This window comes from Rhizobium sp. 10N414, from assembly GCF_056394785.1.
This window is the reverse complement of sequence record NZ_JBFTIN010000033.1, coordinates 1-22,217: the sequence shown is the minus strand read 5'-3', so window position 1 is coordinate 22,217 and position 22,217 is coordinate 1. Positions and strand designations below refer to the sequence as shown.

The following is a 22,217-nucleotide window of genomic DNA, read 5'->3' as shown; positions in this document are numbered from 1 at the left end:
GCAAAATGGAACCGGAAACCAGCGACGAGTTTGAGACGACCTTGAGGCCAGCCACAAAGGCAGACATCGATCTCCTTGGCATGTACGGAGCGGAGCTTGTCTCGATCCACCACGGCTGGGATGAGCGACGCTTTATCGCCGGAGGTCCTAGAACGCCGACGGCATATTCGAGCCACCTGAGAAGTCAACTCGACAAGCCAGACGTCGTGGTCCTCGTTGCCGAGATCCATGGAAGGGTCGTCGGATACGCTTATGCGGGTCTTGAGGGATCCGATTATATGTCACTGCGTGGGCCGGCTGGCGTCATCCATGACATCTTCGTCGAGGAGCGCCACCGTCGACGAGGAGCCGGTCGAGCGTTGCTGGCGGCAATGGTCGGCGAATTGGGAGGGCGTGGGGCCACGCAGATCGTCTTGTCGACGGCGCATCGCAACGACGCCGGGCAACGTCTCTTCGCGTCTGTGGGTTTTAAGCCAACGATGGTGGAGATGACCCTCCAGCTTTGAACGGCGGCCTCGATTGACAGCAGCTCTTTGATCGGCCCACGTTGGTTCGAACTAAGGGCAAGATTGCAAAACGGCGGTGCCCATTGGATAATTCCGCGACACGCGGGGGGAACATGAGCAGGGCGAATTACACGGATATTGCCCGCGAGGCGGGGGTGGGGACGGCCACCGTCGAGCGAGTGATGAACGGGCGAGGGGGCGTCAGGCCGGAACTGGTCGAGAAGGTCGTTATTGCCGCGCGCAGTCTGGATTATCCGCGTGTCCTTCCCGATACGCATCGCGGCCTGCTGCGGGTTGACGTTTTGATGGTCCGTCCGGAAACCACGTTTTATCGGCGGCTCTCCAAGGCATTCGAACAGATTGCCCACAGTATTGATCCGCTGGTCGTCGTCCACAGGCGCTTCGTCGAGGAAATGAACCCGCAGGAAATCGCTCGCGCAATCACAGCGGCGGACTATCCGCGAGCTGGGCTTATACTCGCCGTCCCCAACAGCCCGCTGGTCAAGGCGGCGGTGGAAGCTGTGGCAGCGCAGGGTATCCCTATCGTCCATGTGGTTACGCGCGCGTCTGAGGATCACGTCGAATTTGTCGGAATAGACAACTATGCCGCCGGCCGCACGGCGGCCCATTTCATCTGCCGCATGGTTCGGTCGCAGGGGCCGGTTGTCGCCCTTTGCCACCCTATCTACCAGGTACATCGCGATCGGATCCGCGGCTTTTCCGAGTACTTCCGTGATCACCCCGGTTCGATCAACTTCGAGTGGCTCGGCTTTACCCGTGACGAGGAGCGGTTCAGTACGGAGACCTTGATCATGGCGATGGAGAAGTATTCGAACCTCGTCGGGCTCTATAATGCCGGTGGCGCGAATTCCGCCTTGATCGACGTTCTCCGCCGCAGCGACCGGGGCAGAGACATTCTTTTCGTCGGTCACGAACTGACCGACTACACCCGCACGGCGCTGCGCGACGGCATCATGGACGTGGTGCTCGATCAGGCGCCCGAAGCACAGGCGCAGCGCGCCCTCGATATCGTGCTGCACCGCGTCGGTCTTACGAAAATCGAGCCTGACCGTAACCCCATTCGCTTCATCACGATCACCGCCGAAAGCCTTTGATCTATTTTGATCAATGAAGTCTTCGCAGGTTTCAGTGTCTCCTGCTAGTTTCAAAAGCGGGAGGAGAGCCGGCGTTTCAAGGGAAACGAAACGGATTCAGGCGCTTGGCCACTCCTTTCCGTAAAAGGATTTGCCGAAGGAGAGCGCCATGGACGACCTGAAATACGGGACGCGGAACAAGCGAGGCGACTGGGCGCCGAACAAGCCGGTCGAGACTGCGCCGCTGTTCGTCTTTCCCCCAAAGCTGATGGCAATCGCAAAGTGGCTGCCGCACTATTTCTTCCCCTGGAACGTCATCTTCGCGGCTTCTGCCGTCGCCTATTGGGCTTTGATCGTTCCGTCGGTCGAGACGCTGCAGACGTTGAGTGTTGGGTGGGCACTTTGGCTCTATGCGGTAAACGCAGTTTGCGTGTTCCTGTTCTACGGAGCCTTCGAGCTTCATCTCTATGTGTTGAAGCGGCAGGAAAACCGCTTCAAGTACAATGGCAAATTCCCGGCTGATCAGAAGAACAACGTCTTCTGGTTTGATCGCCAGAACCTCGACAACATGTTGCGTACATTCCTGTCGGGCGTGACGATCTGGACGGGCATCGAGGTCGTGATGCTCTGGGCTCATGCCAATGGCTATGCGCCGTGGCTGAGCTTTTCGGAAAATCCGTGGACACTGGCGCTTGTCGCTCTCGTTGTTCCTATCATCCATGAGTTCCATTTCTTCTGCATCCACAGGCTCATCCACACGCCGTTCCTCTACAAGTGGGTGCACTCGGTACACCACAATTCGGTGAATCCGTCGCCCTGGTCGTCGCTGTCGATGCATCCGGTGGAACATCTCCTTTATCTCGGGACCGCGTTTTATCACCTCATTCTGCCGTCAAACCCGATCCTGATGCTCTATCAGCTTCACTATGCGGGCTTCGGCGCAATCCCCGGTCATGTGGGCTTTGACAAGGTGGAAGTGGGTGAAGACAAGCTCGTCGACAGCCACGCCTATGCACATTACCTGCACCACAAGTATTTCGAGGTGAACTACGGCGATGCCCTGATCCCGCTCGATAAGTGGTTCGGGACCTGGCACGACGGCTCCGCCGACGGCGAGGCCCGCATGCAGGAACGCTATCGCAAGCGCAAGGAAAGGCTCTCCGCCCGCAAGGCTTCCTCCGAACTGCAGGGAGCTGCCAAATGAGCTGGGTATCCGCATGCAAATTCGAAGACATCGAACAGGAAGGCGCGATCCGCTTTGATCATGAAGGCCGCACCTATGCGATCTACCGCGGACCGGATGACAGCATCTACTGCACGGCCGGTCTCTGCACCCATGAGAAGATCCATCTTGCGGACGGGCTCGTCATGGACTTCGAGGTGGAATGTCCCAAACATTCCGGCGCCTTCGACTATCGGACGGGGGAGGCCATGCGGCTTCCGGCCTGCGAGAACCTCAAGACCTATCCGGCCGAGGTGGTTGATGGAGAGGTTCGTGTGGCCCTCGGTTAGGCCGCGCTTCAGCCAATAGCCCATCGGGCTTCCGGAGTGCAATCGGGGTGATCCGGCACCTTACGGAGGATGACATGAAATCAGTGTGCTTGGCGGCTGCTCTGGCCGCCATGATGGGAAGTGCTGCCTTCGCTGAAACCATCGGCGTCTCGATGCAAAGCTTCGACAACAACTTCCAGACCCTTCTGCGTGAAGGCATCACTGCCCGGGCATCGCAGGTCGATGGTGTCAGCGTGCAGGTGGAGGATGCCCAGACGGACATTTCCAAACAGCTGAACCAGGTCAACAACTTCATAGCCGCCGGTGTCGATGCCATCGTCATGACGCTTACAGACACGTCTGCTGCCCCCGGCATCAGCGAAGCCGCGGAGAAAGCCGGCATTCCTCTGGTCTATCTCAACCTTGAACCCGACAATTCGGGCAAGTTGCCGGAAAAGCAGGCCTATGTCGGTTCGAAGGAAACGGATTCTGGCAGGCTTGGCGCAGAAGCGGCATGTTCGCTTCTGAAGGAGAAGGGAAAGGCCAGCGATGCGCAGGTCTATATTCTGATGGGCGATCTGGCTCACCAGGCCTCGCGCGATCGCACCAACTCCTTCAAGGAAGCGTTGGCGGCCGGAGATTGCAAGGGTGTCACGATTGCGGACGAGCAGTCCGCCGCCTGGAACCGCACGACGGCAATGGATCTGACGACGAACTGGATCACCGCGGGTAAACCGATCGATGTCGTCTTTGCAAATAACGATGAAATGGCCATTGGCGCCGTTCAAGCGTTGAAGGCAGCGGGCGTCTCTATGAACGATGTGATTGTCATCGGTATCGACGCAACCCAGGACGCCCTTGCCGCAATGGCTGCCGGTGACCTTGATGCGACCGTCTTCCAGAACGCAAAGAGCCAGTCAGCAAGTGCAGTGGATTCTGCAGTCGCACTTGCGCGCGGCAAAGCCATCGACAAGCAGGTCTGGGTGCCCTTCGAACTCGTCACGCCGAAGAACATGGCCGACTACACAAATAAGAACTGATCCTTCCGACCGGCGCTTTCATGCGCCGGCCACTTTTCAAGGGGAGAACGCATGAGCGGGATCGTCATTATCGGCGCCGGAGAAGCCGGCACGCGCGCAGCCTTTGCCTTGCGGGAGGCTGAATACGGCGGAGCCATTGCGATGGTCGGCACCGAGCCGAACATGCCTTATGAGCGACCGCCTCTCTCCAAACCACTGGACGGGGCGGTGCAGATGAAAGCGATCTGCTCCGCTGAGGCACTGGACGCTGCCGGCATCGAGTATTTTCCCGGCAGATCGGTGTCTTGGATTGATCCGCACGAGCGGCGCGTCGTTTTGAGCGACGGACAGGCGCTGGCTTATGACAAATTGCTTCTTGCAACCGGCGCGCGCCCCAGGCAGTTGTGCTGCCCCGGCGCGGAACGGGCACTTGATTTCCGGACTTTCTCGGACGCGTCCACGATCTTCTCACGCGTGGAGAGCGCCAGAACCGTCGCCATCATCGGTGGCGGACTGATCGGTATGGAGCTTGCAGCGGTGTTGCGCGGCAAGGGGGTTGCTGTCAACATTATCGAGGCTGCATCAAGGCCGCTCGGTCGCGCTGTGCCGGCACGATTTGCGCAAAGCCTGCACGCCCGCCACGTCGAGGAGGGCGCCGGCTTTTATCTCGGGCAGGGCGTTGCTGAAGTCAGATCCGATAGCGTCGTGCTGGCTGATGGTAAGCAGGTTCCCGCCGATATTGTTGTGGCTGCAATTGGCGTCGTGCCGAACGTTGAACTCGCACAAGCAGCGGGGCTTGCGACGGATAACGGCATTCTGACGGACAGCTTTCTGCGCACGAGCGATCGACATATCTTTGCTGCCGGCGACTGTGCCGCAGTAGCCCAGCCGGGAGGTGGCCATGTCCGGTTCGAAAGCTGGCGCAACGCGCGCAACCAGGCGGAGACTGCCGCCCGCAATATGTGCGGTGCGAACGAGACCTTTGCTGCGATGCCCTGGTTCTGGTCGGATCAGTATGATCTCGGCCTGCAGGTCGCTGGCGTGCCGCAGCCGCGGCATCAGATCGTCCTCCGCTCGCTTGACGCGGGTGTGCTTGAATTCTATCTCGAAGACGGCCGCCTCGTTGCTGCCGCAGGACTTGGCACCGGAAACAGCCTTGCCAAGGAAATCAAGCTGGCGGAGCTACTGATCATGGCGGGTGTCAATCCAGATGCTGCTGATTTGGAAGACCCGGCGGTCAATCTGAAGGCCCTTCTCAAAACTGCGCGGGCTGCGTGATGCAGGAGTTGCTGTTCTTTCAGTCGCTCTGGGCCATGGAGCGCCGCCATACCGACGGCCACGAGCGCAGCCTCGAAGAGAACATCGAGATGATTGCGGAAGCGGGCTTCGACGGCATCAGCGCCCACTATACGAAGCGATCGGATGTTGTCGGCCTCAATGAGGCGATCCGGGGCGGGGGGCTGAAGATCGAAGGCGTGTGCTTTCCGCGTTCCGTGGAGGACTTGCGCCTGCCGCTGGAGCTCGCGGCAGAATTTCCGGTCACTCATATCAATTTGCAGCCCGACGTGCGCCTGAGAAGAGTGGAGGATTGCCTACCGCTCCTCGACGGCTGGATGCGGCTTGCGCAGGACGCCGGGATTCCCGTTTTCATCGAAACCCATCGCGACCGGATGACGACGGACTTGTACTTCACGCTCGACCTTCTCGATCGGCGACCGGATCTGCCACTCCTCGCCGACCTCTCGCACTTCCTCGTCGCTCGCGAGTTCGCTTTTCCGGTTACGAAGGAAGACGATGCATCCATCCGGCGCATACTTGCCAATGCGCACGCCTTCCACGGCCGTGTTGCCTCGCGTGAACAGGTGCAGATCGAGATCTCCTTCCCGCACCATCGTCCGTGGGTCGATCTCTTCCTGGGCTGGTGGGAGTACGGTTTTCGCGCGTGGCGTGCGCGCGCTTCGGAAGACGCCAAACTGGTCTTTACCTGTGAGCTGGGACCGAAGCCTTACGCGATAACCGGAAGGGATGGTAACGACACGACCGACCGCTGGGCCGAGGCCCTCATGCTCCGCAAGATGGCGCATGATCTTTGGAACGCCACCGCGCAGTAGAGCCGTCGCCAAAGGCAGCTAACTTTACCGCCGCGCCGCTGGCCATCACGTAATCTTCGGTGCGTTTAAAGATGCTGCTCGTTCATGAGTTGACGGCCTGCTTTACGGAATGCCGAGGCCGCGGCAAATGTCGCGGCCTGGCTGTCGACGGAGGCGGACAAGGGCCAACCGGGGTCTGTCGGGCCTTGGTGCCGATAAACCCTGCTCACAGAAGAGCTAGAGTACATAGCATAATACCACTTTGACGGGAAAGTTTCGCGCATCCCTTCGAAGAGGATGGCTCAGCATTTAGGTGGGGCAAAGGACGGGGCCCGCAGCTCAGCCTATTCGTCGTCGTTTGGCACCAGAACGTCGAAGACTTCAAGGAGAGCCTCTGCAATGGCGGCTCCGAGCGCGTTTCCGGTCGCAGCGATTGCCGGTTCATCCATATCGCGTGCTGCAATCGCCAAGTTCCCACCTTGCTCGGCGACGATTGCCCGTGCCCGCTCGATTGCCCATTGCGCGAAGTCATTCCGGCTTTCAATCGTAACTGTTTCGGTTTCCATGAGCTTTCTTTAGAGATCCTTCAGATTTATCTGGGAAAGTGCCGCTGCGCGTTGAGTTGTGCGTACGCGCTCGTTAGTCGAAGTATCGGTGAGACGCCCGCCTTGCAAGGCCAATGAGCCAATCCGCGGCGCTCCCGCTTCGCATTACTCGCACCAAGACCGATTTGTAAATTGCAATGGTGATAAGTGTGCAATGGGAGCCAGGCGCCTACAAGTCCGGTGACGTCTGACCCCTTGGCATGTTGCGACGAGGCTTTGGTGCAGGACAGGGACAGGTAAGCATCAGGGTCGCCATCAGAGCCAAGACAGTTGGTCTCTTGGCAGCCGCCCGCTTGGGTCGAAAACCTCTACCCGATGGGGCAAGTTCGGTCCCCAGTCCCAGAGCACGAGATTGCGGTCTGTCGGATCCGTGCCGGGCGCAAAACTCGGAACAACTACGCCGGCAATACCCCTGGCCGTAAGCCGGTCGTAGATTGACCAAGAGGACGGCCGGTTGCCGTTCGCAAGCGCTGTCGCCCAGGCGCAGCTCATGTCCTCCAGCGTCACCGAGAATTCCCTCCGGCCCTCATCGGCGGAGAGATCGGCTATATCCTCGCAGTCGATTTCATAAGAGCACAATACACAGGGGTCGATACGGTGAGCGAAACCCTGGTTGGCCTCTTTTATGGCCGTTAAGATGCTCAATCCGAGATAGAGCGCCGGTACGCCCCGGGGATTGAAGCGAGCGCCACGGATCGCCGCACCGTCACCGGACGTCGGTTTGAAAGACCAGCGTGGATCATGGGCTCGGTAGCAGGTTGAGGTAAACCTCACGCAAAGCCACCAACCGCCATGTGATCGAGATAGTCCCTGACCGCCCCGGCCTTGCCGTCCTTGACGAGCGCTTCTGCTGTTCTTCCGCCAAACGCCGGAAGCGGCTGAGCACGGTACCATGCCATGGCTTGTTCTTTGCCACCTGCCCAGTCGCTGACCCGGCTGATGATTTCAAGCATTTCTCGTAGACGCCCCTGGGCTTTTGCTGCTCCGCTTCGCTCTGCTCTGTAGAGCGTCTCGCGTGATAATCCGGCTGTTTCGGCAAGCTGGCCTTTGGACATCCCAAACCCGTCCGCAACCTGCGCAATGCCAATCTTGCCGGACCTGTCCATGTAGGACAGAATTAAGGGTTCATTTTGAGCGGGTTGCTTGAGAGCCTGTCCCATCGTCTTATTGCCATATTGGATGTCACATTTTCTGTACAAAATATATGACATACCTCGGCTCCATTCAAGGAGGCAAAATACACAACGTCGCGGATACGGGCACGAATTGGATACCGCATGGGCAGAGCCTCCATTGAAGAGATCACCGTGATTGGAACCGACATCGGTCGATATTCTGCGACCGCTGCAATCAGGCGGGGCCTATATAAACAAAGCCAGACATGACATCGCCGACCCTGACCCGGCTGCTGCTAGCGTGGCTGCAACCGCCAGGTCCGGATTTCAAAGGGCATGATATCTGCCGGTCCAACACGTTCAATCGGCTCTTCAAGGATGTTCAACGCTCCTGAAGCCTGCCATCCCGACGGCAATGTCAGTGACAGGCGCCCGCGGCGGCCTGCGGGTTCGTAAATCCGCAGGATCAGACCCTTTCCCTCCTCGGTCGGCTTCAACCCCGAGAGGGCGACCGGTATGCCCTCCACGCCGAGAGGCGATAGTGTGCCCGCCGAGAGACCGCTTGCCTCGATGGTAACGAGTGGCTGATTGAGATCGATCGCCTCCTGCAAAACGCCTCCTTCATGCCATGCGCCCTCATGTGGCATCAGTGCATAGGTGAAGCTCTGTTCGCCTTCGTCGGCAAGTGGATCGGGATAGATCGGTGAGCGCACCAGGCTCATGCCGATGACATTGCCGCGCGCGCTGTGTCCGTATTTGGCATTATTGAGCAAAGCGACGCCAAAGCCCGGTTCGCTCAGATCGACAAAACGATGCGCGGCAGCCTCGAACATCGCCTGTTCCCAAGACGTGTTCGTATGCGTTTGCCTCTCGACGACGCCGTAAGCGCATTCGAAGTTGGCGGTGCGCGAGCGCACAGCGACCGGGTTCAGCGTTCTCAAAAGCGTACGCCGGTCATGCCAGTCGATCGTCATCTCGACGTCAAGCCGGCGCGCATTGGCCGTCAGCACATAGAGCTGAGTGACCGTTGAGTTTCGGTATCGGTAGGCGACACGGATCGCGGCACGGTGCGGTCCCTGTTCGACAAGCGTAATGCTCTCAGGTTTGTCGAGGCGGACAGCCTTTTCGGCATAGTCGGCGTCAACGTCCCAGGCATCCCAATTGCGGGGCTTGTCGGCCGGATAGACCCATAGCTGATTTGCCGTGCCATCTATCGCTTCCCTTCCCGATGCCTTGTGGACGAGGCTTGAAACGGCTCCATCCTTGCCGATGACGACCGACAGATACTCGTTTTCGAGGCTGTGCGCCGTGGCTTTCAAACTGCCTGCGGGCCTGAGTGTCTTGCGATCAAAAACTGCGACGGAAAGAGGCGCGACTTGATCGGCGCATGACAGAACCGTTCCGTCGGAGAGCTTTGCAGCAAGTGGCCGCGGTGCAAGTGACGGGTTAACCGCAATCAACGCGTCCGACACTCCACCTGCCGGAAGATTGGCCGACAGCGACTTGAGGGCCTTGGCCTGCTCCACCCTGGCATTGTGTATAACCCCGTCGAGCTCCTGTTCGGCATCGATATAGACCTCGCGTATGCTCGAGCCCGGCAGGATGTCATGAAACTCGTTCTTCAGGACGACGCGCCAATCCGCCTCGAGGCTTTGAGGTCTGTCGGCGCCCAGCAGATGAGCGAGTGAGGCGAGTGTCTCTGCTGTTATCAGCGCCCGTTCTGCTTGGCGGTGCTTGCGCTTGACGCCGCTTTGCGATGTCAGCGTGGCGCGGTGGAGCTCGAGGTAGATTTCCCCATCCCAGACCGGAAGGTCCTTATCTGCCGCAACCCGGTGCGCCATTTCGTAATAGCCCTTCACCGTGCCCCAGCGTGCGGTGGGGATTGCAGGGAAGTCACGCAGTTGCACTTCGCGTTCGACCATCTCCGGGGTGACACCGCCACCGCCATCGCCGTAGCCGACCGCCAGCAGAGACGTGTCGTGCTGCGTCTTGCCGCGGAAATTCTTCCACGTCGGCACGAAGCAGTCCGGCTGCACAAAACCGTTATAGCCCTGCATGGGGTTGTCGAAGGTATGGGTCAGTACCTTGCTTCCATCCAGCCCCTTCCACCAGAAAAGATCAGACGGAATATGATTGGTCTCGCTCCAGTTCACCTTGATCGTGAAGAAGCTGTCGATACCTCCAAGCCGTAAGATCTGTGGCAATGCCCCCGAAAAGCCGAAGCAATCTGGCAGCCAGCAGACAGTGTGGCGCAAGCCGAATTGCTTCTCGAAATAGCGCTGCCCATAAAGCACCTGCCGTGCAAGGCTTTCGCCGGTTGGCATGTTGGTGTCGGGTTCGACCCACATGCCGCCAACAGTTTCCCACTTGCCCTCGGCGACCTTCTTCTTGATGCGCTCGAGAAGCTCGGGATCATCTTCCTCCATCTGCGCGTAATAGTGAGCAGTCGATTGATTGAACCGGAAGTCGTCCGACCGCTCCATCAGCGAAAGCGCGGTATTGAACGTTCGTCGCATCTTCCGACGCGTCTCGCCGTAGGGCCAAAGCCAGGCGAGGTCTATATGAGCATGGCCGGTCAGTAGCAATTCGCCGTTCGGCGGAAAACGTGTCTGAAGCTCCTTCAGTCGGGTAATCAGCGCATCGAAAGCCGTAGCTGCCAAAGCGCTCTGCGCCTCACTCAAACCGGCCGGATTTACCTGAAGCTCCGGCAGCTCCCAGATCTTCTGCTGCATGACCGCATCGGATGTGCGCGAAATATAGGATGATGTGTCCGAAGGCCAGTCGAGGCTGCCAAGCGCCCGTTCGGCCGCATCAATCATGTGCGGCACCACCTCGTGGGTTTCGAGTGCGTCTGCGGCCTCGCCGATTTGCCGCAATAGAAGGTGAAGCTTGTGGACTGGCTCATCCAGCCGGATCAGCCGCGCCTTGTTGAGCCGCGGTGCCCGGTTCGGCTCTCCAAAGGGAAAGCGCGCGACGCTCTCCGTGGTAATCGAAAACTCCCTGCCTTTGATCGGGAACTCCTGATGATAGGGGTCGAGCCCGAATGTCTCGGTCTGGCCGCCAGAATAATGCAACGTGATCAAGCTCTCGCCACCGAGATCGAGCTGCAGGCGAATGTCATCAATTGGCCAGTCGCGCGGCGCGCTCACCGATGTCGCGAAATGAACTGTCCCCTTGCGGTGCGGCCAATCCTGATGATGGGCAATCGGCTCGCCCTCAAAGGTCCAGCCGTCGATCAGGACGCTTTGCCTGTCGCGCCAGTGGGCGAGCTCGGCTGTACGGACCTTCAGACGATCAAGGCGTTGGGCAATCGTGAGAGACATGGCGGGTCCTATCGGAAAAGAAGCAACTGTGGGCGGGGAGAACACGTGGTCGCGCGATTGAGCCGCTGGCATCCGCGTCCCGTCTCCTCCAACCGGGGCGCGTTGCAGTGCTTAGATTAAGTAACTTTGTTTTCGCGTCAAGCGCACAAGAAATAAGTTGCGAGAGTTTTCCTTGTGATACACAAGCATTCAGGTGCTTGGGGAAGACAGTTATGCGGTATCTTCGTTCTGGGCCGCGACGACGCCAACCAGATGAATCGGCCGTTTCGCGGGGAAAAACAATTGGTTTGCGGTCGGGAGAAATCGCAGACAGAAATATCCGCGTCATCCTTGAGGCAATCCGCCGGCACGGTCCATTGACCCGCATGGAGCTCGGCCAGCACTCCGGGCTCACAGGCCCGGGTATCACCAATATTCTGCGCCGCCTCGGCGACGAGGGTCTGGTGACATCGCATCGGCGAAGCGGCCCCGGTAGTGGTGCAACCGCCACCGAATTTGCGTTACGTCCGGATGGCGCATTTTCAATCGGCGTCAGGGTCCGCCAAAGCAGGGGCGAAGCCGTCCTTATCGATCTCAGCGGCCAGGTCCGCGACCGCCAGTATTTTCCGCTCGTGCCGACAGCAAGAGTTCCGTCGATCCTTTCAGCCACGCAGACCATGATGGGTCGGCATGCCGGCCTGCCGATCATTGGCATGGGGATAGGCTCAAATGATTGGACTTCGCAAGAAAGCGCTGAGCTCGACGCGGCATCGATCGTTGTTCGCAGCCATGTGGAAAATGAGTGCACGGCAAGCCTCCTTGCCGAGCGCACCATTGGCGCGCCTGCCCCCGAAGGTGGACTGGCGATGATCATCATCGACGAAGATGTGCAGGCCGGGTTCCTCGTTCGCGGCGTTCCTTATTCAGGCATGCATGGACGCGCAGGCAGCATCGGCGAGATGCTGACTGGCCCCGACAATGTCCAGCTGAACACAGTGGTCGGCTTCGGCGCCCTGCGCGCACTCGTCAGTGATGACGAGTTCAAGTGCCTTATCGCGGGCGAGGAGGCGTCTTCCCCTCAGTTGACCCAGTGGATCCGCGACGCCGCAAGCCACCTGCTCGACCCGATCATTGCGATTGCAGGCTTCATCGCGCCGAGCACCATCATGATTGGCGGCGACCTTCCGCGAGGCGCTATCGAGGCGCTGATTCACCAGCTCTCCGTCGAACGCCGTGACACATCCAAAAGGCCCTTCCTGACGCCATGGATTTCGCCGATGAAACCCGCAAGCTTCAGTGGCGGCGGTGTTGCGTTGGGGGCGGCACTGCTTCCCTTTCTCAACACCTTGCTGCCGCCGGTTTCCGTCTGACACCGACGTGCCGTCTCAGGCCAATGCCTCGTCTGCGTGGCTGATATCCGAGGCAAGCGCCTTATCGAGCACCTTTTGGATATTTGCCGCGCGGCGGAAGGAGGGTTCCTGTGTCTTGCCTGCCCGGACGGCCTGCACGAACCGCTGGTAGTTGGTCTCCACCGGCTCGAAGGGAATGTCACGCCATGTCGCGGTGTGAACGTCTTCTTTGAGGCAAGCGCGCAGCGTTGACTTTCCGGTGTCATAGATCATCTCGATCGACCCCGTCTCGCCATAGACCCTGAGACGCAGTTGATCCATCTGGCCGGCGGCAGTTCGTGTCGCCTGGATGGTGCCGATCGCCCCTGTCGTGAAGTCGACATTCATCGTGAAGCTGTCATTCGCATCGAGATCATATTCGCCGATCTTGTCGCCCGGCGCCTTGTTGAAGGTTTTCAGCCGCGCGAAGACATGGGCGACGTCCAGTCCCGAGCCGTAGGAGGCAAAATCGACGATATGGATGCCGATATCGCCGAGTGCGCCGTTCGACCCATGCTTCTTGCTGAGACGCCAAAGCCACTTGCTCTCGGTTTTCCAGTCGCCCCAATGACGCCCGACAAGCCAGCTCTGCAGGTGGGATGCCTCGACATGCCGGACCTCGCCGATCTCACCGGCCAGCACCATCTGGCGGCCCTTCTGCAGGGCGGGCGAATTGCGATAGGTGAAGTTGACCATGCCGACCTTGCCCGCTTTCTCTATGGCATCGGTCATTTCCATCGCCTTGATGGCATCGGTCGCCAGCGGTTTCTCGCAAAAGACATGTTTGCCCGCTGCAATCGCCTGAAGCGTAGTCGGGTGATGGATACGGTCGGGCGTGACGTTGGCAACGGCATCAAACTCGCCCCAGGCAAGGGCTTCCTCCAGCGAGCTGAAATGGTTGGGGATGCTGTGCTCCGAACAAAAGACCGCCAGCCGTTCTGGCACGACGTCCACTCCGCCCACGACGCTAACGCCGTCGATCGCCTTGAAATTTACAGCATGCTGGTTTGCCATCCCACCGGTGCCGAGAATGAGTAAGCGCATCTTTTCCTCCATGGAAGTCACATTTGGCCATAGCCGAGGCAAAGCCTCACCACGCCATTGCGGGTGCCCGAAATGGCTCAATTCTTGTGTGATCGGGAAGTGCGGTTGCGAGCCGCTAGCTTGTGTTGAATGTCGCCGGCATCTCAATCCTCCCAAGCTGCGGCTTGACATCAAATCAAAGTAACTTAATCTAATTAATGCAGCATGGAAATGAGGAGAGGTCAACCGACCACCAGGCTGTATCCGTTTAAATGGGGAGGAGACCCATCATGAAGAGAGCGTTCATCAGCGCACTAGCGCTGAGCACAATGTTATTTTCAGTGCCTGCCGCATTTGCCCAGGAGCTCGCGACAAAGGACCGGATCGGCGCTGCCGACGCACCGAAAACCCTCGTCGTACGGCTCACGAACGATAGTCCCAACAACGCCGATCCGGCTATTGCCGAGGGGTATCAGAAACTCTTCGTCGACTTCATCAAGAAGCATCCCGAGTGGAAACTGCAGATGCAGTTCATGTCGGCTGACATAGGCACCGAACAGGCCAAGATGCTCGAGCAGGCAAAGGCCGGAAATGCTCCGGATTGCGCTGCGGTCGACTCCTTCGTGCTCTCCCAGTTCATGGTCAACCATGTCCTCGCCGACTTCACGCCCTATTTCTCGAAGGACGAGATCAACGATCTTTTCCCCTTCATCCGCAACGGCATTACCGACAAGGACCAGACGATCCGAGCATGGTGGTGGGATACTGATCTTCGCGTGCTCTACCGCAACAAGTCGATCGTTGCCGATGCTCCCCAGACCTGGGATGACCTGAAGAAGGCCGGTCTTTCTTCCGTAAAACAGGGTATGGAAGGTATCCTCTTCAACGCCGGTCGCTACGAGGGTTCCACCTTCGACTGGCTGGCGAACTACTGGGCGCTCGGCGGCAAGCTCGTCGACGATTCCGGTAAGCCGATCTTCGGCGAGGGTGAAAACAAGGAGAAATTCCTGAAGGCCCTGACCTATTACAAAGACCTCGTCGATTCCGGTGCAGCGCCGAAGCGTGTGACAACCATCGGCAACTATGACGACCTCAACGCCGCGGCGGCGGCCGGAACCACCGCTCTCTTCATCGGTGGCAACTGGCAATATGCCCAGTTGAAGGTCACGCTCGACGAAGACGAGTTCAAGAACTGGACCTTCTCGCCGATCCCCGGTCCAACCGCCGATCAGCGCTCCACAGGAACGGGCGGATGGACAATCGCCTCGTTCAGCAAGGACAAGGACAAGGTGGAGATGTGCGCCAACCTTGCTCGCGAAGTCTACATGGGACCAGCAAATGCGCTGCAGCAGCAGTTGCCGACGCGCAAGGCGCTCTTCGACAAATATGATGTCTTCGCCACCGAAGCCAACAAGACCTTTGCCGGGGCTCTCGTCGATGGTCAGGCCCGTCCAGGCGCCCCGATCTATCCGGAAATCTCCAACCAGATCCAGATCATGATGGGCGATGTGCTGTCTGGTACCAAGAAGCCGGAAGAGGCTCTGGATGCCGCGTTCAACGCGACGATGGAGGCTTACAAGCGTCTCTAGCGAATGAGATCGCGGCGGCGCCCACGACGGGCGTCGCCGTTCGTGTCAAACCCGGACAGAGAAGCCCAATGAGCCCAATTGCCATCGAGGCTGCCAGCGCGCCTCACAGCAGACCGTTCATGCGCCGTTTTGCCGGGGCACCCTTGCCCTGGATCATGCCCGTGATCGTCGTCATCGGCATCTTCTATCTCTACCCGGTGATCGACGTTTTCCGCCTGTCGTTCACCAATGCAACTCTGATCGGCGACAATCCCGTCTATACGCTGAGCACGATATCAAACACGCTGAGTTCGCCGCAGCTGCCCGACATCCTGTGGGCAACCGTCATTTTTGTCGGTGGCAGCGTCATCGGTCAGCAGATACTGGGTCTTGCCGTGGCCGTCGTCGTCGTTCGCGGCGAGAAGCGTGGCCTGTTCGGCACGACCATCCTGCGCACGACAGCGCTCGTTGCCTGGGTCGTTCCGGGGATTGCCGGCGGCATCATCTGGCAGATGCTGTTTTCCGAGGCTCCATACGGAGCGCTAAACAGCATCTTGCGGCTCATGCACCTGCCCGTCGTCGCCTGGCTTTCCGATCCGGCAATCGCCCCGTGGTCGGCGCTGATTGCCAACATCTGGCGCGGCACTGCCTTCTCGATGGTCGTCATGTACGCCGCGCTCAAATCGATCGACCCCTCGCTGTACGAAGCGGCTGACGTCGACGGCGCAACGGGCTCGCAGCAGTTCTTCTTCATCACCATCCCCCAGCTGCGCGCAGCCATGCTCGTCAATATGATCCTCATTACGATCATGACGCTCAATACCTTCGATGCGATCATCACGCTGACGGGCGGAGGCCCCGGGCGCGCGACCGAGGTTATCTCGCTTTACGTGTTCAATATCGTCTTCCGCAATTACGACCTTTCCGGCGGAAGTGTGCTCTCAGTTCTGATGCTGATCATCAGCCTCGGACTTGCCTTCGTTTACGCATCGTTCCTGCCCAAGGAGGAACAGCAATGAGCAGGCGTACCGGCACGCGCTCAGGCGATTTCCTGAGCTACCTCTTCATGCTGGCGATGTTCATCTTCTTCGCCGGTCCCCTCAGCTATCTTCTGTCGATGGCCTTGCGTGACAAACGCGAAATCTATCGCGGCGTGGCACGCTATATCCCGCACAACCCCACCATCGACAATTTCGTGACAGTGCYCAACAACAGCTACTTCCCGCTTTATCTCTGGAACGGGCTGAAGCTTGCCGCGCTGAGCGGTCTCGGCGTTCTGATCGTCGCCTTGCCGGCCGCTTACGCCTTCTCGCGTTTCCAGTTCCGCGGCAAGGGGCTGTCGATGATGGGTCTTTTGCTCTTCCAGATGATCTCGCCGCTGGTCATCATGGTGCCGCTCTATCGCTACATGAACCGTCTCGGTCTGCTCGACACACATTTTGCGGTGACGATGGTCTACATTGCTCTTGGCGTGCCACTCGCGACGTGGCTGTTGAAAAGTACAGTCGACGGGATCCCCCGCAGTCTTGACGAAGCGGCCATGATCGACGGATGCAACCGGTTTTCGGTTTTCTGGCGGATCGTCCTGCCGCTGTCAGCGCCTGGTATCGCTTCCGTCTTCATCATCACCGTGATTGCAGGATGGTCGCAGTTTCTCGTGCCCTTTCTTCTGCTCACACAAAACAATCTGATGCCGATCGGTGTTGGAATCTTTAACTTCCGTGGCATGCAAACCGACTCGTCCATCCAGCTGCTTGCGGCCGCCTGCCTGATCTCCGTCGTGCCCGCGATCGTAGCGTTCCTGTCGCTCCAGCGGCTAATCCTCGGTGCCATGACCAGCGGCGCGGTAAAGGGGTAAGGACGGTTTGCGTTTCCGTGGCTGATCAAGGATCCCGATTCATGAACCAGATAACCGGCACTAGATTGTCCCCCGACCTGACGGGGGCCAATGTTGAGGATGCGGGCGAGCACAACAGAGCCGTTGTACTGCGCTGTATCCATCGGCAGGCACCGATTTCACGAGCCGAGATCGCCAGGCAGACCGGTTTTACCAAGCCGGCGATCGCCCGGATCGTTGATCGTCTGCTTGACGAGGGACTTATCATTGAGGCTCGCCGCCGGCATGGGCTGAGGGGCCAGCCGGCAATCGAGCTCGAGATCAATCCCGACGCCTTCTTCGCGATCGGCATCAACATCGACCGCGATCACCTGACGATCCTCGCTGTTGATGCCGTCGGCAACGTGCGCGCACGCGTCCATCACGAGAAACGTTATGTGCGCCCGGCCGAATTCATGCAGCTGACGGCCGATGCGATATCGCATTTCCAGCGAAGCCGCCTTATCGACGACGCACATCTGGCCGGAATTGGCCTTGCGATGCCGGACTGGCTCGGCGAAATCTCGTTCCTTGGCATGCCTGACGACTACTCCGATTGGATGGAGTTCGACGTACGCGCGGCACTTGAAAATCTGACACAGCATCCGGTCTTCATCGAAAATGAGACGAATGCCGCAGCCCTTGCGGAGCTTGACTACGGCCTTGGAGCGGAAAGCCGCAGTTTCTTTTATATCGCCATCAATGCCTGCCTGGGCGGAGGCCTCGTGCTCGATGGCAGCGGTCATCGTGGCGCCATGGCTCTGAGCGGCGAAATCGGTTGGCTGCCGATTGCCAATGACCGGGACAAGGCTGCACAGAAGGTCGATCTGCTTGGCGAAAAGGTGACGCTCTTCTTCCTCTACAAATTCCTGGCAGAGCACGGCATCCGTGCGAGCGTACCCCAGGACCTCTTATCGCTTGACGGGCACGGCAGAGCGCTTGTTTCGAAGTGGCTCAAGGAAATGAGTGCGCATCTTGCCGTTGCGGTCAAGCATATCGGCATGATCGTCGACCCTGACGCCATCATTATAGGGGGCCGACTCCCGATCCGCATGATCGACGAGTTGCTGCGCTATGTTCACGAACATCTGACGGCAGGAGACACCACTTTGCCTTCGCTGCATCGCGCTTCGCTCGGCGAGGACGCCTCAGCGCTTGGTGCGGCAGCGATGCCAATGGGGGCGGCCCTGATGCTGGCATCGGCCGACGCCGTTCAACGCACCCGTTCGCCCCTCAAATTCATGGATCGCCTGAACAACTGACGCAGCCGGCAATGCCACTGGGAGGATTTTGATGAGGATTGGGTTTTATACGTCGACATTCAACGATCGGCCGCTTGAGGAAGTAGTGGAGTTCGCTGCCTCTGCCGGTTTCGACGCAATCGAATTTGATGTCGGCGGCCATATCAAGACGCCGGAGAGGGTGCGGGCCGCCGTAACACTCGCTCGCGACCACAATCTCTTCGTCTCCTCTATCACCTGCTTCGGCAATCAACTCGACAGCGATCGCGGCAAGCGTAGCGAACTTCGCGCCAGAACGGAGGATTTTGCTGAGGCGATCGGCGAAGCGGGCGTGCCGATCTTTGTGATCTTTCCCGGACGCGACGACAATGCTGATGACGAAGCCAACTATGATGGTTTTGCCGAGTTCGCCAATCGGCTGATCAGCAAGACGGCAGCAAGCGGTCTCATCTTCGCAATCGAGAACTGGCCGGGCCCCAAGGACAACTTCATTGGAACCACGCCGAAGGGCTGGGAAGAGCTCTTCAAGCGGATACCCGACCGGCGCTTTGGTCTCGAATTTGATCCTTCGCACCTTATCCGCATTGGCATTGACCCCTATGCCGCGATGGACGCAGTCAGGGATCGCATCGCCATCCTCCACGCCAAGGATACCGCAATCGATGCGGCCACGCAGCAGGCCGTCGGCTATCACGGGAAGGGTTGGTGGCAGTACAAGCTGCCAGGCAAGGGCCTCCTCGACTGGCCGCGGTTCCTGCGCCAGGCCCGCACCAACGGCTTTAACGGCACCCTTTCGATCGAGCACGAGGATGCCGCCTACGGATGGCCGGGCAAGGATCTCGAAGCACGAAAAGAGGGCGAACGCCTTGGCCTCGCCTATCTCAGAAACGTTTTGAACAAGCTTTGAGAGCGACCCCGGGAGGACGCAAATGGCCCATGTCAGAGTGAATAACGCGCGCAAGGATTATGGCGCCTTCAAAGCCATCAAGGGCGTTTCCGTCGATATCCGCGATGGTGAGTTCGTCGTGCTCGTCGGGCCCTCGGGCTGCGGCAAATCCACCCTGCTCAGAATGATCGCCGGTCTGGAAGACATCAGCTCGGGCGAGATCCAGATCGGCAAGCATATTGTCAATGAGCTGGCGCCAAAAGATCGCGACATTGCCATGGTGTTTCAGAATTACGCCCTCTATCCGCATATGACGGTCGCCAGGAACATGGGCTTCTCATTGCGGCTGAAGCGCATGCCGAAGACGGAAATCGATCAGCGTGTCGGCAACGCTGCCAAGATCCTGGGTCTTGAGGCCCTTCTCGAGCGCTATCCGAAGCAATTGTCCGGCGGCCAGCGGCAGCGAGTTGCGATGGGCCGCGCGATCGTTCGGGATCCTGCCGTTTTCCTTTTCGACGAACCTCTATCGAACCTTGATGCCAAGCTGCGTGTCCAGATGCGATCCGAGATCAAAGAGCTGCATCAGCGGCTGCAGACCACGACTATTTATGTCACGCACGATCAGATCGAGGCGATGACGATGGCGGACAAGATTGTGGTGATGAAGGACGGGTTGATTGAACAGTCGGGTTCGCCGCTTGAGCTCTACGATCGCCCGAACAACCTCTTCGTCGCCGGTTTCATCGGTTCTCCCGCAATGAACTTCATCAAGGGAAGCATGACGAACGAGGGCTTCCGGACAGAGGACGGGCTCGTCCTGCCAAGCGAGCGACGCCCGTCCGGCGCCGTTACCTACGGCATTCGCCCGGAGCACATCAGGCTCGACCCCAATGGCATCGAAGTGAAAACCGTTGTCGTTGAACCGACGGGGTCGGAGACGTTGGTGATAGCCCGCCTTGGTACCCAGACGATCAGTTGCGTCTTTCGTGAAAGGATCAGGGCAGCCCCCGACGAGGTACTGCGGATTGCTCCGGTCCACGATGCAGTCCACCTGTTTGACGAGGGTGAACGGCGCATCACCGCAGGCGAACCGATGTTGACCACGTGCGCGTGAAAAGGGTTGCCGCTGTGGACATTGTGCGAGATTGCCTCATGGCAATTGCGTCACCGCCTGTAGGTCAACCGGCTTGGTTCCGGCGCTTCGTGTGAGAGGCTTGGTACGTGTGTACCAAGGCCGTAGTGGTTTTTCGCACCGGTTCACGGGACCGTTGGGATAGTTGCACGTCCGACCGAGGTCTAGAATTGCCCCGGCTTCCGGGGGGCGGTGTTGTGACCGAGACAATTGCGCAAGAATTGATCTTCACCTTGCGTGTTGCGCAAGAGATTGCGTCGCGGGAAAGCCCCGACTATGACCTCGTTCTGCTTTTCATCCAGAAAGCCCTTGAGGCGGCCACGGAAGTGGCGTCGCGTCACGGCATCATGGTCGATTTCGATGATGTCTCGGAACGCGAGCATTGAGCGCGCGGTCGCGGCCATTCGTCTTTAGCTCAGACCGAACGTCGTCGACCCAGGGCGGTGGTCAATGTCCTGGGTTGGCTCACGGTTAATTCCGGCGTTGTCGTCCTCCTCCAGATCTGCCTCTTCTTCGACAATTTGAGGTCGGGGATCTTATTTTATTGCAAGCTAATTTGCGCTTCGATAGCCTCTGTCCACGTGGGGAGGACTCAAATGCAAAACATCGATTCGACTGCCGCCGAGCCAATCGTGACAACGAGGGTATGGAGGATCGCGGATTTTTGCTTGCAGCACCGTTTGGACGGCAAGGAAGAAGCAAGGCTCACGGCTTTGTTTGGCCAATTCGCGACGACCAGTGAGCTGGTTCACAACGTGACGCGCAGATCGCGGTCAAGGTGACAAATTCGGCCGACAACCGCTCAGCTTAAATCTCATTCGGCCTAGCTGACCACGAAGCGACCCAAGGAGTGGTCCACGCCGCCGCGCGGCATACGGACCGCCGTGCGCCGTCCAAAAAGCCCTCGAGGTCGCCACGGAAGAGGCGTCGCGTCACGGTGTCATGGTCGATTTTCATGGCGTCGCGGAACGAGACGCATTGAGAGCGCGCGGTCGAAGCAAATTCGCCATGAGCTCCAACCGCACACCCGTTGCTCCGGAGGGGCTGGGGTCCTGGCTCCAAAAGCAACGTGCTGGAAGTTAAGCGTTCATGGTTAATTTAGTATTTACGCAATTACTAATGTGGGGAAAAATGCTTCGCAGTCGCGGTTGCAGGGCAGTCGCGCGTATGGCCAAGAAACTACCGCAATCGGGAAATTGTTTGAGATCGGAGGTCGAGAGCCGTTTTCTTTCAAGAGCCCCGTTTACGCAACATTGGAATGGGCAGTTTCTTTCCCATCAGGTTTATTTACGGCAATGATTGCAATCAATTTCCGCTCGATGCATTAGTTCATATGGGTCCACGCCGATCGCCCTGCTGACGAGCAAAAACTCTGCGGAATCTAATCGTCGTTCTTCAGTCTCGATCTTGGAAATCACGGTCTGCCGCTGGCCGATACGTCTCCCGAGTTCCACCTGAGTAATGTTGGCCTTTCTCCTCGCTTCAACAAGAAGTTCAATCAATCGTCGGTAAAGTATGCGGTCGAATGAGGACAATGCCAAATGCCAGTTGAAATTTCACCGGCACTTCCGATAAAACCGATTTTCGAATACCCCAAAATAGGGTATCGTCAGTTTCGTGATCGCGACGAGAAATGTTCGGGGGAAGCAGCTTTCATGGAATTGCGTCAGCTATCCTATTTCAAAGCGGTGGCCGAGGAGCTCCACTTCGGCCGGGCGGCAGCCAGGATGTGCATTGCCCAGCCGGCCTTAAGCATGCGTAATCGGGCGGTCCCGCAAGAGGCAAGCTCCTAGTACAATCCCGGTTCAACCGCGATGAAGGGAGATGACGATGTTCTATGCTGCTTTGGACGTGTCACTGCGCGCAGTGGCTATCTGCATT

At 58.7% G+C, this 22,217-nt stretch carries 21 protein-coding genes and 1 pseudogene; 16 read left to right on the top strand and 6 right to left on the bottom strand.

Translation table 11 applies throughout. The annotated features are described in order from the left end of the window. Positions 1–5 precede the first annotated feature (5 nt). The 7 genes from AC1DE4_RS24015 to AC1DE4_RS23985 all read left to right on the top strand — a co-directional run bounded on the left by AC1DE4_RS24015 (position 6) and on the right by AC1DE4_RS23985 (position 6,221). Positions 6–506, top strand: coding sequence for an N-acetyltransferase family protein (locus AC1DE4_RS24015; protein WP_477883395.1), 501 nt, complete (start codon positions 6–8; stop codon positions 504–506). Positions 507–619: 113 nt separating this feature from the next. Further along, complete coding sequence (locus tag AC1DE4_RS24010; RefSeq protein WP_477883393.1) at positions 620–1,621, top strand: LacI family DNA-binding transcriptional regulator; 1,002 nt, start codon at positions 620–622, stop codon at positions 1,619–1,621. 148 nt (positions 1,622–1,769) lie between these two features. After that, positions 1,770–2,804: a sterol desaturase family protein gene (locus AC1DE4_RS24005; RefSeq protein ID WP_192241072.1), complete on the top strand. Its 1,035-nt coding sequence runs from the start codon at positions 1,770–1,772 to the stop codon at positions 2,802–2,804. Next, entirely contained in the window at positions 2,801–3,112 is a 312-nt protein-coding gene (locus AC1DE4_RS24000; protein ID WP_018857947.1) for a MocE family 2Fe-2S type ferredoxin, read from the top strand. The genes AC1DE4_RS24005 and AC1DE4_RS24000 overlap by 4 nt, the downstream gene beginning before the upstream one ends. A gap of 74 nt (positions 3,113–3,186) precedes the next feature. Beyond that, on the top strand, positions 3,187–4,131 hold the full coding sequence (locus AC1DE4_RS23995; RefSeq protein ID WP_025662313.1) for a substrate-binding domain-containing protein: 945 nt from the start codon (positions 3,187–3,189) through the stop codon (positions 4,129–4,131). A gap of 51 nt (positions 4,132–4,182) precedes the next feature. Then, complete coding sequence (locus AC1DE4_RS23990) at positions 4,183–5,388, top strand: NAD(P)/FAD-dependent oxidoreductase (protein ID WP_477883390.1); 1,206 nt, start codon at positions 4,183–4,185, stop codon at positions 5,386–5,388. Next, positions 5,388–6,221, top strand: coding sequence for a sugar phosphate isomerase/epimerase family protein (locus tag AC1DE4_RS23985; protein ID WP_477883388.1), 834 nt, complete (start codon positions 5,388–5,390; stop codon positions 6,219–6,221). Before AC1DE4_RS23990 ends, AC1DE4_RS23985 begins: the two co-directional genes overlap by 1 nt. Positions 6,222–6,544: 323 nt before the next feature. On the opposite strand, the gene AC1DE4_RS23980 is transcribed toward AC1DE4_RS23985, so the two are convergent. The 4 genes from AC1DE4_RS23980 to AC1DE4_RS23965 all read right to left on the bottom strand — a co-directional run bounded on the left by AC1DE4_RS23980 (position 6,545) and on the right by AC1DE4_RS23965 (position 11,243). Further along, positions 6,545–6,766: a hypothetical protein gene (locus AC1DE4_RS23980; RefSeq protein ID WP_018857951.1), complete on the bottom strand. Its 222-nt coding sequence runs from the start codon at positions 6,764–6,766 to the stop codon at positions 6,545–6,547. Between the two features lie 294 nt (positions 6,767–7,060). Further along, entirely contained in the window at positions 7,061–7,579 is a 519-nt protein-coding gene (locus tag AC1DE4_RS23975; RefSeq protein WP_026371874.1) for an RES family NAD+ phosphorylase, read from the bottom strand. Continuing rightward, entirely contained in the window at positions 7,576–7,965 is a 390-nt protein-coding gene (locus tag AC1DE4_RS23970; protein ID WP_192241113.1) for an antitoxin Xre/MbcA/ParS toxin-binding domain-containing protein, read from the bottom strand. The genes AC1DE4_RS23975 and AC1DE4_RS23970 overlap by 4 nt, the downstream gene beginning before the upstream one ends. 251 nt (positions 7,966–8,216) lie before the next feature. Further along, positions 8,217–11,243, bottom strand: a complete 3,027-nt coding sequence (locus tag AC1DE4_RS23965) for an alpha-mannosidase (RefSeq protein WP_477883385.1) — start codon at positions 11,241–11,243, stop codon at positions 8,217–8,219. Positions 11,244–11,455: 212 nt separating this feature from the next. Here AC1DE4_RS23965 and AC1DE4_RS23960 point away from each other — a divergent pair, with 212 nt between their 5' ends. Beyond that, on the top strand, positions 11,456–12,592 hold the full coding sequence (locus AC1DE4_RS23960; RefSeq protein ID WP_477883383.1) for an ROK family protein: 1,137 nt from the start codon (positions 11,456–11,458) through the stop codon (positions 12,590–12,592). Between the two features lie 15 nt (positions 12,593–12,607). On the opposite strand, the gene AC1DE4_RS23955 is transcribed toward AC1DE4_RS23960, so the two are convergent. Beyond that, the gene (locus AC1DE4_RS23955) at positions 12,608–13,654 is read right to left on the bottom strand and encodes a Gfo/Idh/MocA family protein (protein WP_041912232.1); all 1,047 of its coding nucleotides are present in this window, start codon (positions 13,652–13,654) and stop codon (positions 12,608–12,610) included. A 269-nt stretch (positions 13,655–13,923) separates the two neighbouring features. Here AC1DE4_RS23955 and AC1DE4_RS23950 point away from each other — a divergent pair, with 269 nt between their 5' ends. The 7 genes from AC1DE4_RS23950 (at position 13,924) to AC1DE4_RS23920 (ending at position 20,722) form a co-directional block, all read left to right on the top strand. After that, the gene (locus AC1DE4_RS23950) at positions 13,924–15,222 is read left to right on the top strand and encodes an extracellular solute-binding protein (protein ID WP_113489847.1); all 1,299 of its coding nucleotides are present in this window, start codon (positions 13,924–13,926) and stop codon (positions 15,220–15,222) included. A gap of 68 nt (positions 15,223–15,290) precedes the next feature. Next, the gene (locus AC1DE4_RS23945) at positions 15,291–16,220 is read left to right on the top strand and encodes a carbohydrate ABC transporter permease (protein WP_062369754.1); all 930 of its coding nucleotides are present in this window, start codon (positions 15,291–15,293) and stop codon (positions 16,218–16,220) included. After that, positions 16,217–17,059 carry a carbohydrate ABC transporter permease gene (locus AC1DE4_RS23940; protein ID WP_477883380.1) on the top strand — a complete coding sequence of 281 codons (843 nt, stop codon included), beginning with the start codon at positions 16,217–16,219 and terminating at the stop codon, positions 17,057–17,059. Before AC1DE4_RS23945 ends, AC1DE4_RS23940 begins: the two co-directional genes overlap by 4 nt. Before the next feature lie 41 nt (positions 17,060–17,100). Continuing rightward, on the top strand, positions 17,101–18,339 hold the full coding sequence (locus AC1DE4_RS23935) for an ROK family transcriptional regulator (RefSeq protein ID WP_477883378.1): 1,239 nt from the start codon (positions 17,101–17,103) through the stop codon (positions 18,337–18,339). 31 nt (positions 18,340–18,370) lie between these two features. Beyond that, complete coding sequence (locus AC1DE4_RS23930) at positions 18,371–19,225, top strand: sugar phosphate isomerase/epimerase family protein (RefSeq protein ID WP_477883376.1); 855 nt, start codon at positions 18,371–18,373, stop codon at positions 19,223–19,225. Positions 19,226–19,247: 22 nt separating this feature from the next. Further along, positions 19,248–20,318, top strand: a complete 1,071-nt coding sequence (locus AC1DE4_RS23925; protein ID WP_113583040.1) for an ABC transporter ATP-binding protein — start codon at positions 19,248–19,250, stop codon at positions 20,316–20,318. 215 nt (positions 20,319–20,533) lie between these two features. Then, positions 20,534–20,722, top strand: coding sequence for a hypothetical protein (locus AC1DE4_RS23920; protein WP_477883373.1), 189 nt, complete (start codon positions 20,534–20,536; stop codon positions 20,720–20,722). 897 nt (positions 20,723–21,619) lie between these two features. Here AC1DE4_RS23920 and AC1DE4_RS23915 read toward each other — a convergent pair. Further along, positions 21,620–21,838: a helix-turn-helix domain-containing protein gene (locus tag AC1DE4_RS23915; RefSeq protein WP_477883452.1), complete on the bottom strand. Its 219-nt coding sequence runs from the start codon at positions 21,836–21,838 to the stop codon at positions 21,620–21,622. Between the two features lie 153 nt (positions 21,839–21,991). On the opposite strand from AC1DE4_RS23915, the pseudogene AC1DE4_RS23910 reads away from it, so the two are divergent. After that, positions 21,992–22,117, top strand: a pseudogene (locus AC1DE4_RS23910) (LysR family transcriptional regulator); the annotation flags it as partial. Positions 22,118–22,217: the final 100 nt, after the last annotated feature.